This window comes from Corynebacterium lipophiloflavum DSM 44291, from assembly GCF_000159635.1.
In the GTDB taxonomy this organism is placed as follows: Bacteria; Actinomycetota; Actinomycetes; order Mycobacteriales; family Mycobacteriaceae; genus Corynebacterium; species Corynebacterium lipophiloflavum.
The window spans coordinates 238,108-250,378 of record NZ_GG667191.1 but is presented as its reverse complement, the minus strand read 5'-3'; the positions used below and the strand labels follow the sequence as shown (position 1 = coordinate 250,378).

The 12,271-nt window shown below is 65.2% G+C and carries 11 protein-coding genes, 1 tRNA gene, 1 other RNA gene and 1 pseudogene; 5 read left to right on the top strand and 9 right to left on the bottom strand.

The features are described from left to right. The 3 genes and pseudogenes from HMPREF0298_RS01230 to HMPREF0298_RS01220 form a co-directional block, all read left to right on the top strand. Positions 1-594: pseudogene (locus HMPREF0298_RS01230) on the top strand (DNA polymerase III subunit epsilon); the annotation flags it as partial. A 26-nt stretch (positions 595-620) separates the two neighbouring features. Beyond that, complete coding sequence (locus HMPREF0298_RS01225; RefSeq protein ID WP_040422327.1) at positions 621-1,892, top strand: Mur ligase family protein; 1,272 nt, start codon at positions 621-623, stop codon at positions 1,890-1,892. Next, positions 1,885-2,613: a type 1 glutamine amidotransferase gene (locus HMPREF0298_RS01220; protein ID WP_006839260.1), complete on the top strand. Its 729-nt coding sequence runs from the start codon at positions 1,885-1,887 to the stop codon at positions 2,611-2,613. Before HMPREF0298_RS01225 ends, HMPREF0298_RS01220 begins: the two co-directional genes overlap by 8 nt. A 6-nt stretch (positions 2,614-2,619) precedes the next feature. On the opposite strand, the gene recR is transcribed toward HMPREF0298_RS01220, so the two are convergent. The 7 genes from recR to ffs form a co-directional block, all read right to left on the bottom strand. Further along, complete coding sequence (gene recR / locus HMPREF0298_RS01215; RefSeq protein WP_006839259.1) at positions 2,620-3,246, bottom strand: recombination mediator RecR; 627 nt, start codon at positions 3,244-3,246, stop codon at positions 2,620-2,622. Between the two features lie 82 nt (positions 3,247-3,328). After that, positions 3,329-3,685: a YbaB/EbfC family nucleoid-associated protein gene (locus tag HMPREF0298_RS01210; RefSeq protein ID WP_375545504.1), complete on the bottom strand. Its 357-nt coding sequence runs from the start codon at positions 3,683-3,685 to the stop codon at positions 3,329-3,331. A gap of 609 nt (positions 3,686-4,294) precedes the next feature. After that, entirely contained in the window at positions 4,295-6,379 is a 2,085-nt protein-coding gene (locus HMPREF0298_RS01205; RefSeq protein ID WP_040422132.1) for a DNA polymerase III subunit gamma and tau, read from the bottom strand. A gap of 33 nt (positions 6,380-6,412) precedes the next feature. Then, complete coding sequence (locus HMPREF0298_RS11485) at positions 6,413-7,363, bottom strand: esterase/lipase family protein (RefSeq protein WP_006839256.1); 951 nt, start codon at positions 7,361-7,363, stop codon at positions 6,413-6,415. Between the two features lie 15 nt (positions 7,364-7,378). After that, positions 7,379-7,909, bottom strand: a complete 531-nt coding sequence (locus HMPREF0298_RS01195) for a suppressor of fused domain protein (protein WP_006839255.1) — start codon at positions 7,907-7,909, stop codon at positions 7,379-7,381. Further along, positions 7,906-9,177 carry an aspartate aminotransferase type Ic gene (locus tag HMPREF0298_RS01190; RefSeq protein ID WP_006839254.1) on the bottom strand — a complete coding sequence of 424 codons (1,272 nt, stop codon included), beginning with the start codon at positions 9,175-9,177 and terminating at the stop codon, positions 7,906-7,908. The genes HMPREF0298_RS01195 and HMPREF0298_RS01190 overlap by 4 nt, the downstream gene beginning before the upstream one ends. Positions 9,178-9,430: 253 nt before the next feature. Continuing rightward, positions 9,431-9,527: signal recognition particle sRNA small type (gene ffs / locus HMPREF0298_RS11735), an RNA gene on the bottom strand. 124 nt (positions 9,528-9,651) lie between these two features. Between ffs and HMPREF0298_RS01185 the strand changes: the two genes are divergently transcribed. Continuing rightward, positions 9,652-9,740 (top strand) — tRNA-Ser (locus HMPREF0298_RS01185). Positions 9,741-9,789: 49 nt separating this feature from the next. On the opposite strand, the gene HMPREF0298_RS01180 is transcribed toward HMPREF0298_RS01185, so the two are convergent. Then, the gene (locus HMPREF0298_RS01180) at positions 9,790-11,055 is read right to left on the bottom strand and encodes an ATP-binding protein (RefSeq protein WP_040422130.1); all 1,266 of its coding nucleotides are present in this window, start codon (positions 11,053-11,055) and stop codon (positions 9,790-9,792) included. 106 nt (positions 11,056-11,161) lie between these two features. Beyond that, entirely contained in the window at positions 11,162-11,302 is a 141-nt protein-coding gene (locus tag HMPREF0298_RS12100) for a hypothetical protein (RefSeq protein WP_006839252.1), read from the bottom strand. A gap of 123 nt (positions 11,303-11,425) precedes the next feature. Between HMPREF0298_RS12100 and HMPREF0298_RS01175 the strand changes: the two genes are divergently transcribed. Then, positions 11,426-12,271, top strand: an 846-nt coding sequence (locus HMPREF0298_RS01175) for an esterase/lipase family protein (RefSeq protein ID WP_083789478.1), incomplete at its 3' end; no start/stop codon positions are given.

Sequence of the window (12,271 nt, the reverse complement as noted above, 5' to 3'; positions counted from 1 at the left end):
CCGCGTCCGGGCGCGATTGTGGACACGCTGGCGAGTGCGCGTCGTCAAGGCGAAATCCCGCTCGATATCCGCCCCGCCGCTGTAGCGCGGCTGATCGGGGTGAGTGCCGAGGACCCTGTGGCCTCGGTTGAGCGGGCGCTGCGCACGGAGGAAGACACCTCGCGCGAGCAGACGCTGCTGCTCAAGGATTTGTTCTTCGCGCTGCGCGAGCGTGGGGGGCTGGCGCAGGTGGCGCCGGACGACCTCGTCTCCGATCGCTTCGGGCTGCAGCGCTCGATCGTGCGTGTCGACGCCGAAAACGACGCGGCAGTTTCCGACAACCCCGGGCCGTACACCGTCTCCGGCGGATTGAAGAAGGGCATGGAGATCGTCGTCACCGATGACGTCGCGGTGGACCCGGACGAGATCATCTCCGCAGCCCTCGACCACGGCTTAAGCTACGTGGAAAAACTCTCTCGCCAAACCTCGCTCGTGGTCTCGGACGCCAAGGCCACGGGCACGCCGCTGCTCGGCAAAGCGATGCACGCCGACCGCAAGGGCATCCCGGTGTTATCCGCCGAGCAGTTCCAGCGCGCCGTGGCGCGCCTGGATTAGACGCCGTTAGGCGTAGGGTGGAGCGCATGAAAAGAGGCCCACTTTCCCGGCTGCGCTCGCGTGCCGCGGTCACCGCAGCCAGGCTAGCCACCACTGCCTCGCGGGCGACCGGCCGCGGGGCCGGCGGCATGATCGGCGGGCTCGTCGCCGGCGCGATCGACCCCTCCATCATGCAATCGCTTTCCGGCGAACGCCCGGCGGTCCTGGTCACGGGCACCAACGGCAAGTCCACCACCACGCGGATGCTCGCCGGGGCACTCGCGGTAAGTCACACGGTGGCGACCAACGACGGCGGCGACAACATGGACGCCGGCATCATCTCTGCCCTACTCGCCGGCAGGAACGCGTCCCATGTCGTACTGGAGGTCGACGAGTTGCACGTGCCGAAGGTCGCGGATCGCCTTGCTCCGCAGGCGCTCGTCTTGCTCAACCTCTCGCGCGACCAGCTCGACCGGGTCGGCGAGATCAACAAAATCGAGCGTGCGCTTCGCGGGGCCGTGAACGCCCACCCGGACATGACGGTGATCGCCAACTGCGACGACGTCCTGATGACGTCCGTGGCCTACGATCACCCCAACGTGGTGTGGGTTGCTGCCGGGGCCGGCTGGCTGGGCGATTCGGTGACCAACCCGCGCTCCGGCGGCCACGTCGTGCAGGCCGACGGCGATTGGTACGGGGTAGAAAAGCTCGCCGACGGCCGCGAGTTCCGCCGCCCGGAGCCCGCCTATTGGCTAGAGGGCGCCACGCTGCACACCCCCCACGGCAGCACCGAACTGAAGCTGAGCATCCCCGGCCGGGCGAACCTGGGCAACGCCGCCCAGGCGATCGCTGCCGCCGTCGAGGCGTTCGGCGTGCCCTTTGACAAGGCCGTACGCGCCACAGAGGCCGTCGACAACGTGGCGGGCCGCTACTCCAGCGTCCACCTGGGCGAACGGGAGGTGCACCTGTTGCTGGCGAAGAACCCCGCCGGGTGGCAGGAGGCCTTAAGCATGGTCGACCGCAGCGCAGACGGTCTGGTGATCGCCACCAACGGCCAGGTCGCCGACGGAGAGGACCTCTCCTGGCTGTGGGACGTCAAGTTCGAGGACTTCGAGGGGCTCAAGGTGGTCGCCGCCGGCGAGCGCGGCACGGATCTTGCGGTGCGTTTGTTGTACGCAGGCATAGAGCATTCGCTGATCCACGACCCCATTGATGCGATCCGCGCCTGCCCCCCGGGGCGAGTAGAGGTCCTGGCCAACTACACCGCGTTTCGCGATCTGAAAAAGGACCTGGCTAAGCAGGAGGATTACCGTGGCTAGAGCGTCGAAAAGCGTGCGCATCGGATTGGTCTTGCCGGACGTGCTGGGCACCTACGGCGACGACGGCAACGCGCTGGTGCTGCGCCAGCGCGCGCGGATGCGCGGGATGAGCGCCGAGGTCGAGCGGATCGGGCTTGACGACGCCATCCCCGACGACTGCGACATCTACACCATCGGCGGCGGCGAGGACTCCGCCCAGGTCATCGCCGCCGCACGGCTTGCCGCCTCGCCGGGGCTGCAGTCCGCCGCGGCAGATGGCCGCCCCATCTTCGCGGTCTGCGCGGGCATGCAGGTGCTCGGCCGCACCTTTACCGCCCACGGCGATACCGTCGATGGCCTCGGGCTTATCGACGTCACCACCTCCCCCATGCGCACCCGTGCGATCGGGGAGGTCTCCTCAACCCCCACCCGTGCCGGAATCACCGCTGGTTTAACGGAGACACTGACGGGGTTCGAAAACCACATGGGCGGCACGACCCTTGGGCCCGAGGCCGAAGCCCTGGGTACCGCCAAGCGCGGCGTGGGCAATGCCGAGGAGACCAACGTCGAGGGCGTTGTGCAGGGAAGCGTGATCGCCACCTACATGCACGGGCCCGCGCTGGCACGCAATCCGCAGCTGGCGGACCTTTTGCTGGCCTACGCACTCGGGATCCCGATGGGCGATTTGGAGCCGTTGGAGCTCGCCGAGATCGACCGGCTGCGCCTCGAGCGCCTGCGCTAGCTTTTCCTACAGAGTCAGCCGGCCGGTCAGGGCACGCGACAGCGTCAGCTCGTCGACGAATTCCAAGTCGCCGCCGAGAGGCATGCCCGAGGCCAGCCGGGAGACCACCAGGTCTGGGAAGTCCTTGAGCAGGCGCGCCAGGTAGGAGGCGGTGGCTTCGCCCTCAGTGTCCGGGTCGGTGGCGATGATGACCTCGTGCACGTTAGGCGCCTCGGCGTCGTCGACGTCGGGTAGCACCGCGCCGATGCGCTGTAAAAGCGAGGCGATGGACAGGTCTTTCGGCCCGACGTTGGCCAAAGGGTCGAGCGCGCCGCCGAGCACGTGGTAGCGTCCGCGGAACTCGCCGGTGCGCTCGATGACCTGGATATCCTTGGCGTCCTCGACCACGCACACCAGGCCCGCGTCCCGGGACGAGTCGGCGCAGATCCGGCAGACCTCCTCGCGCGAGACGTTTGAGCAGATGCGGCAGAACGCCACCCCGTCGCGCACAGCGTTGAGCGCGCCGACCAGGCGGTCGACATCATCGGGGTCCTGCTTGAGCAGGTAGAACGCGATGCGCTGCGCGCTTTTCGGGCCGACACCCGGCAGGCGGGACAGTTCGTCGATAAGGTCCTGCAACGGGCCTTCAAACATCAGCGCACCTTTCTCAAACGCTTGAAAAAGCGCCCGGCAGTCATGCCAGGCGCCTTAATGTAAAAACCGTGTTCGCTTCAGCTTAGATAAGGGCGCCGAACGGGATCTCCCCCGGGCCCTGCTGGGCGCCACCCGGGTTGGCCAGCGGGCCGATCTTATCCTCGGCGAGGCGGCCGGCCTTGGTGTGCGCGTCGCGGTAGGCGGCGAGGATGAGGTCCTGCAGCGTTTCGACGTCCTCCGGGTCGACGGCCTCGGGCTTGATGGAGAGGTCGGTGATCTCCGCGCCGCCGGTCATGGTGACGGTGACCAGCCCGCCGCCTGCGCTGCCTTCAACGGTGGTGCTGAGTAGTTCCTGCTGCGCGCGCTGCAGGTGAGCCTGCATCTCGGCGGCCTGGCGGATGAGTTCCTGCATGTCGTTGGGCATGTTGGGCTGGGTCACGGTGAGTTGCACCCTTTCGCAATGTAGGTTCGTTGGAAATTTGACCGCCAGTGTACGTTTCGTGCGCTTAAGGCGCTACAGCGAGGCCGAGTGACAACGGGGGATCGTCACCTCATTCCCCGCATCACATGAACGTGCACCGACGACAACAGCGAGGCAATGACGCCGCATGGCTTGCGCGAAGCCCCCACGTCCCGCCCTGGCTCATTTCGCCCCGGCGCTCAACATGGTGCGCGCACAACCGACCCTGCCCGCGCAGGTATCGGATCTGCGCCCCTTCCCCCAATGAAATCACCCATCCACTATTTTCTCAGGTGGGCAACTTTTCAAAGAGTGCTGACATTGCGGGGATCCCGAGCCCCATCGTCCGGCGGGATCTCCCGGGATTCACTTCCTGCCACTCACATGCGGTCACCACACGCGAACCGCAACTTTGACAGCTCGATTCGCGAAGCGTCTCCTGTGCAGGCGCTCTTTGAAAAGTAACCCAGTGCAGGTGGTGAGGTTGCGGGTGGCATCTCATGCCGACATGGCGAGAACGTGTGCCCGGTTGGGTAGGCCCCGGATAGTGCAGCCCAGGTCGGCGAGAGTGTTTGTGGTGTACCTGCCCTACAGCGGTCGGGCCCCGAGCTCAGCAGCGAGAAGATCCATGGCCACGGCTGTCGCGTCTCGACGGTCCCTGGTCCCTTCCTCGCGCGCCTGGTCAGCCATGTCACGCTCCTCATCCTCGCGGCTGTATGGCTGCTCGGGGGTGTGCTCATCCTCCGGCGGGGCATCTTCGGGCTCCTCGGGTTCAGGGGGCAAGGGCACCTCGCTGCGCTGGGCGTTGCCGGCAACTGCGCCATTGGCGCGGTGGGCGCGCTTTGCCGCCTCCGCCGCGGCACGCCAATCGTTGTGCTGCTCCTGCACGGGCGCCGGTGGGGTCGACGGAGTGGTGGCAGCTGCCGGGGCAGGCTCCTCTGGCTCCGGCTCGCGCGGACCTTTGCCGGCGTTCGGGTTCCACACGCGCTGGGCCGGCGCGGTGGGCGCGCTGAAGCCGGCCTTCCCCGGATCGGTGCCCACCACGCAGCGCACCTCCACAGTGCTGCCCAGCTGCTCGGAAAACACTGCCGCGATGTCGGAGTTGTTCGACGCGGCATTGATCCGCTCCGCCAAGGCGCCGGTGTTGTGCCCCACCACCAGCGTGTTTCCGTCCATCCCGAGCGGGGTGGCCTCAGTGAGCATGATCTCTGCGACCTTGTTGCGCCCGCCCACGGCTTGCCGCATCCGCGTCCAGTCGGCACGAACCTTCTCAAAGATGCCCTCCGCCTGCTGTTCAGAGGGTTGATCGGAGGTCTGCGAATCAGGTCGCCTCGCCGGCTTCTCGGCCGGTTTTTCTTCCGAGCGCGGCTGTGGTTCGGGCTTGGGCTGTGGCGGGCGTTGCGGGCCCGGTGTCGACGAGGTCTTGGGCGCGCGTCTCTCCCCTGCCGCAGCCGCTGCGGCCGCCGCAGCGCTGGCACCGGAAGCGCCACCCTTGGTCACGGGTGCCGGCGAACCCGGTGCCAGCTGGGCCGGCTGCGAGGGCAGGTCCGGACCCGGCAACTGCGCGGGCGCGGAAACCGTGGGGGTGGTGATCAGGTGCGCCATCATCACTTCGAGCAGCAGGCGCGGGCTGGTCGCGCCACGCAGCGACACCATCCGCTCATTGACCTCGGAGGCGAGGGTAGCCAGCTCGTTTCCGGAGAAGCGCTGCGCCTGCCCGCGCAGCACCTCCTCCCGCTCCGTCGGCGCGTTGACTAGGCCCTGGCCAAAGGCGTCGGGCACGGTGCGGATGATCATCAGGTCGCGCAGGCGATCGAGCAAGTCGGAAGCGAAGCGGCGCGGCTCGTGGCCGGCCTCGATGACGTCGTCGATCGTGGCGAACATCGCGGCCGCGTCGCGGGATGCCAGGGCGTCAACGGTGGCGTCGATAAGCGAAAGCTCCGTGACCCCCAGCAGCGGGATCGCGAGCTCGTACGTCAGGCCCTCGGGCCCGGAGCCGGCGAGCAGCTGGTCCAAAATGGACAGGGTGTCGCGCGGCGAGCCCCCGCCGGCCTGGATGACCAGCGGATACACGGCGTCTTCGACCGCCACACCTTCCTCGCGTACCACGTTTTCCAGCAGCTGGCGCATTGCCTGCGGAGTGAGCAGACGGAACGGGTAGTTGTGGGTGCGCGAGCGGATCGTGCCCAGCATTTTCTCCGGCTCGGTGGTGGCGAAGACGAAGATGAGGTGCTCCGGCGGCTCTTCGACCACCTTGAGCAGGGCGTTGTTGCCCTGCGTGGAGATCATGTGCGCCTCGTCGATGATGAAGACACGGTAGCGGAACTCGGCTGGGGCGAACAGTGCGCGCTCACGCAGCTCGCGCATGTCATCGACGCTGCCGTTCGACGCGGCGTCAAGTTCCATCACATCCAGGTTGCCCGGCCCGCCCGGCGCAAGCGAGACGCACGAAGGGCACTTGCCGCACGGCGTCGACGTCGGGCCCTCGACGCAGTTAAGCGAGCGCGCGAGGATGCGTGCCGACGACGTCTTGCCGCAGCCCCTCGGCCCGGAAAACAGGTACGCATGGTTGATCCGCCCGTTGTCCAGCGCCGTTGACAGCGGCCTGGTCACCTGCTCCTGGCCGATCACCTCGCCGAATGACGCGGGACGGTATTTCCGGTACAAAGCCACGGCAGTCAGCTTAGCCGAGTGGGGTGACAGCTATCAGGGCGACGGCGGGTAGACCACCGGCGGCGGGAGCTGCCCATTGCCGAAGTTGCTCACGATGGCCAGGTCCGCCACGCCGTGGCCGAGAGCCCTGGGCTGGCACGGCAACGTCCCGATCTCGCCGTCGCGAAGCCACTGCACAATCGCCTCGATAACGGTGGGGTTGTACGGGAGGAAGAAATGCCCGGAAAGATCTGCCGGGCAAACGTCTTGCAACACGATGTTCGTCGCCCCGGGCAATCGCTGGTCAATGGCAACCAGCACACCGTCAAATCGGCTTCCGAAGGTGGCGTAGCGCACGCCCTCGATGATTGGCGTCTGCGCCAGCGAGCGCATGACCTCGCTGCCGCCCACGTGGTCGACCAAGGCCGGGGCGATGACGGATTGCTGCGCCGAACTCGTGTGCAGCTGCTGGTCAATCCCGGGCAGGTTCACACCATTGGTGGGCGAGCCGAGCCCGAACCAGGATGCGGCCCTGCCGTGAGACATCTCGTTGACCCAGTACCGTGACACGGTTGCGCCCTGGGAATACCCCACCATGTGCACGCGCGTCGCACCCGAGGTGGCTATCGCGCTGCTCACCAACCTGTCGATCTGCGCGGCGGAGTCGACGAGCGGGGCCCACCCGTATGAGTTTTCGCCGTAGCCGTAGTCGATTCTGTAAACGCACCACCCGGACCTGGCGAGCGTTTCGCCAATGAGCGCGTGGTCCGCGTAGAAGGTCGCGTCGGTGCCGTGCACGAGCACGACGATCTCGTCGGCTGTGCACCGCGGGTCGTTGGTCCCCTCCGGTGCCATCATGGTGCTGCCCTGGCGCTGGACCGCACCCGCGTGGCCGTCGAACTGCGGCAGAGCGACCTGCGATGACGCCGCCTGCACCGGTGCGGAGCCGAACAGCAACGCAAGCACCACACAAACGGCGGTGCTGACCCGCGCGCGAAAACTCATCTGCCCACTTCCTTCTTAATCCACCTCGCGGCCCCAGTCCCCAACGCTCGCGCCGCGGCGGCGCAGGCGCGTCTGAAGAGCCGGGTAACCGCGCTCGCGCAGAATCGCGAGCTCCTCGTCGCTGAGCAGGATCAACTCGAGCAGCAGCGTCATAACACCCGGCTCATTGTAAAGCGGGGTGCCCCGGGAGAAAATCTCGGGTTCCCGCAGGTATCCGTGCCGCAGCGCGTGCTGCGGTTGCAGGTCGTCCAACAGCACACCGGGCTGCGCGGGGACGCCGAGCGTTTCCAGCATTCGGGTCGCGGCCACCACGGCACCAGCTACCGCGTGCGGCTGCGCGTCGGCACGGCAGATCAGCTCGCAGCGCACGGACGTGGCCTGGTCATCCTGCATCACAAGACCGGTGTCCACGGTGGAAAACCCGGCGGTCACAGCCGTGGGGAGGCCGTCGATGATGCCCAGGGCGACAGGGCGGGCGTCGGCAAGCGACAAGCTCATGCCCGGCAGAAACGTCGCAATCCAGGCGGCTGCCTCGTCGCCCGTCACGCGCCCAGCTTCTCGACGGCCGCGAGCAGCACGCAGGTGGCCACGCCGTCCATCGCCTCCCGGACCTCCTCGAGCGGAGGCAGAGAGGGCGCGAGGCGGATGTTGCGGTTACGTGGATCCTTGCCGTGCGGGAAGGAGGCACCTGCCTTGGTCAAGGTGATGCCTGCCTGCTTCGCCAGTTCCCACACCCGATCGGCGGTGCCGTCGATGACGTCGAGGGAGATGAAGTAGCCGCCTTCAGGCTTCGTCCACCTCGCTACGTCGTACTCGCCGAGGCGCTCGTCGAGAATCTCCAGCACCGCCGCAAACTTCGGCGCCAGGGAGCCGGCGTGCTTGCGCATCAGTGCGCGCACGCCCTCGGCGTCGCCGAAGTAGCGCGCGTGCGCGAGCTGGTTGACCTTGTTCGGGCCGATCCCGCGGGTCCCTGCGATCTGGGAGTACCAGTTCAGGTTCTCCTTCGACGACGCGAAGAAGGACACCCCGGCGCCCGCGAAGGTGATCTTGGATGTTGAGCTCATGTACCAGAACCGGTTGGGGTTTCCCTTTTCCGCGGCAATGGAAATAACGTCCGGGTTGTCCGGGAACTCATCCGTCAACGAGTGCACGGCGTAGGCGTTGTCCCACACGATGCGGAAGTCCGGGGCGGCTGTTTCCATCGCTGCGAGACGCTCGACCGCCTCGCGGGAGTAGGAGATGCCGGTGGGGTTTCCGAAGATGGGCACCGACCACATTCCCTTGACCTGCGGATCCTGCACCAACTGCTCGATGGCGTCAATGTCCGGGCCGTTTTCCAGCATGGGCACCTGGACCATCTCGAAGCCGAACTGCTCCGTGATGGTGAAGTGGCGGTCGTATCCGGGCACCGGGCAGACCCACTTGACGTTGTCCTCGTCCTTCCACGGGCGCTGCGAGTCGTTGTTGCCGAAAGCGTAGGAAAAGGAGATGAGGTCGAACATGATGTTGAGCGAGGATGAATCACCCGCGATGAGGTTCGCGTGGTCGATGCCGAGGACTTCGGCCCAGAGCTCGCGGATGTCCGCGATACCAGCGAGGTTGCCGTAGTTGCGCACGTCCGCGCCGGTGTTGTCCACGTAGTCCCCGGCACCCGGAAGCTCGAGCAGCGCGTTGGAGAAGTCGAGCTGCTCGCTCGAGGGCTTGCCGCGGGTCAGGTCCAGCTTCAGGTCTTTGGCCTTCAGGTCCTCGTAGCGTGCTCGGACGTCGGCGGCGAGCTGGTCAAGTTCGTTCTTCTCAAGATCCAGGAGAGACATCGGGTGCGTCACTTTCGTCGGCGGACAATCTGTGCCCATGGTACGTGGTCGGCGCGTGTCTCCAGGGCCTCGCGCACTGCGTGTTCGACCGGAACGGTTATTCCGGGGCTGCGAAGGCCTCATTCAGCGCTTCCGGTCGAACAGGTACTTCTGGGCCGGCAGGGCGAGTTCGACCGGAACGGGCTGCAGGTGTGTTCAGGAGGGGTTCACGGCGCTTCCGGTCGAACAGGGATTGCGCTTGGCCCCACGGCACAATAAAGGGACCCCACGCACCTGCCAGAGCTCGCTGACCCTTGCTGCGTTCCCGCCCTGGGGGAGTTCACAAGATAAGCACCGCGTGGGATCCTGCACCTCACTCTAGCCGGTCGCCCAAGCAACCTCAAAAGTCCTCCCCGCCTGTGAAGTGACCTGGCGTTTTGGCCCACAATTCGGAATCGGCTAAAGTTATGCCCCGACGCCTCAGGCGTTTCTTTTGGAGGATTCGACTAGCGGCCTATGTCACACGCCTGGAACGCGTGCGGGTAGCAATACCCTCGTGGGTTCAAATCCCACATCCTCCGCCAATGTCAACCCCCGGCGCTTGCCGGGGGTTTCTTGTTGCCAGGCGGCACCCTAGAGGCCCAGGGCGAGGAAGGGAAACGTGCAGATCTTGTCTTCGGTGGTGTAACTCATCCCAGTCGCGGTGATAACGGCTGCGAAGGATGGGGGCGTGCCGGCATCGATTTGGTCGAGTGCCTTTCGCAGGCGGCGGACCCCCTCATCGACCTGGCCGTAGCCAAGCTTGACTTCGACGGCACCCCAGCGGGCGTCATCAAGCACGATGACAGCATCAATCTCATACCCGTTAGAGTCGCGGTAGTGGTACACGCGACCCCCGAGGGCTTCCGCCATGACCGAAAGGTCGTGAACCACGGCCGACTCGAACAAAAAGCCAAGCGTTTCAGGATCGCGGCGCAGGCTCTCCGCCGTCGCTCCTAGAGCGGCTGCAGCCAGGGATGCGTCGGCGAGGTGGTATTTCCTACTGGTCCTCAGTCGCGCCTTTGAGCGCAACCGGGGAGCCCACGCAGGGACCGATTCGATGACAAATATCCTTTCTAAGGTATCGACGAGCATCGCGACCGACTCAACACTTATCGAGGGCGCCACCGACTTGAGGTCCTTGCGAATGGTGGCCTGGGTTACCTCTGAGGCGGTCACACGCGCGAGGGATGCCAGGAGCTGGTCGAGGACAATCGGATCGTGCCGGAAGTCGTGGAGACGGTAGACGTCCGTGCGCGCCGTCTCAGAAAGATAAGCACGAAGTGGACCTCGCGATTGTTCGGGCGAAAGCGAAATGTGAGCGGGAAAACCGGAGGTTAAGAGTGCCTCGAGGTTGTCATCAAGGCTGAACTGGGTTGGATCGGTTGGAACATCTGCCCCGCTAAAGAGCTCATTGAGCGCGACGCGCGGCTGCGATTTCCCCTTCTCCGCCCACGTGAGGGTGCGCTGCCGAATGCGGAGAAAACGAGCGGCACCGCTGTGCCGCGTAATGTCATCGCTCGGAATGGCAGAGCCTGTGAGGATGTAGTTGCCGAAGCCCTCCGCTCGGTCCACCTGTCGGCGCACCTGATTCCATACTTCGGGCCTCAGCTGCCATTCATCAATCAAGCGCGGCCTTTCCCCTATCAACGGGTAGTCGGCGTCAATATCGGCAAGCGTGACCGTCGCAGGATCGTCCATAAACACAGCCGAGGCCGCATGCGCGACACCAGTCATTGTCTTCCCACAACCGCGCGGCCCTTCAAGCACGACGGCTCCGTGTGCGGCGAGTGCTTCCTCCACCTGCTTATCAACGAACCGCGGACGGTACTCCCGCCCGAGAACTACTCTCGTATCCACGCCCACCAGCCTATTCGGATTTTTGCAGACTTTCTAGGTCGAGGTATGCAGACTTTCTAGATCGATTCTTGCAGATTTGGCATCGGGCGCCGAAAGGCTATTAGCCTCAGCTAAACTCCGAGAACTTAAACCCGAGCTGCGCCGCGTTTTCCTTAATCACCCGGATCGTGGAATCGGGAAAGCCTGCCGGCAGGTCTGCGTGAATCTCAACCGTCACGCTCACGCTGGCGCCTGAAGCGTTGTGCATGGCCAGATTCCAACACTGCTCTTCGCACACCAGTCGACCAGACCCCCGCAGGAGGTCTACTTTTGTACTGACTTTCACATTTTCACTACCCGCGCATTTTATTCGCCCTTACGATCGTCAACCATGATGATTTCGCGCCCCCGCCCCGCACTCGCGACAACCGTTGCCGCATCCGCCCTGCTCGCGAGCAGCACAGTCGCCGCCGCCACACCGAGCTCGGCTCCTCTCGGTTCAGCTTTGTCGAGCTCGACAAGCGGAAGCGTCATCAATGATCCCTCGTGCGTGCCCTCGGCGGAACACCCCTACCCCGTCGTGATCCTCCATGGCACCTCAGCCAATATGTGGGAATTCGACAAGTTCGCGCATCGCCTCAGCGAAGAAGGCTACTGCGCTTATGGCACTAACTACGGCAAAGAACTGCTCACCGCCCAGGCGATCGTCCCCTCGCTCTACGGCACGGCAGACCTCGAGTCAAGCTCCGAGGAGGTCGCGGCGTCCATTGACAGCGTGCTCGCACGAACCGGCGCAGAAAAGGTCGACATCGTTGCACACTCCCAAGGCGCATTGCACGCGAAGAACTATATCTCCCGGTATGGCAACGCGGACAAGGTCGACCGCGTGGTGACAATGGGTGCGAGCCTGCACGGCACCACCCTCAATGGGTTCGGCGAGATACTCGCTACACTCACCCACGCCTTGCCCCGTCTGTCCGCCTTCTTCGCCAGCACCGCGGCGATTCAGCAGCTCATTGGCTCCGCAACGATGAACGCGGCGAATTCCTACCCGGACACAGCCCCTGGAATCACCTACACCTCGATGTACTCGACAAGCGACACCACAGTCACTCCAAACTCGGCCTCCCAATTCGCAGCCGTACCAGGTGCGAACGTGGTCAACATCAACGCCGAAACCGTGTGCTCGCCGACGGTGGCTATCACCCATCAGGAGATGCCGTCGAACCCCCGGATG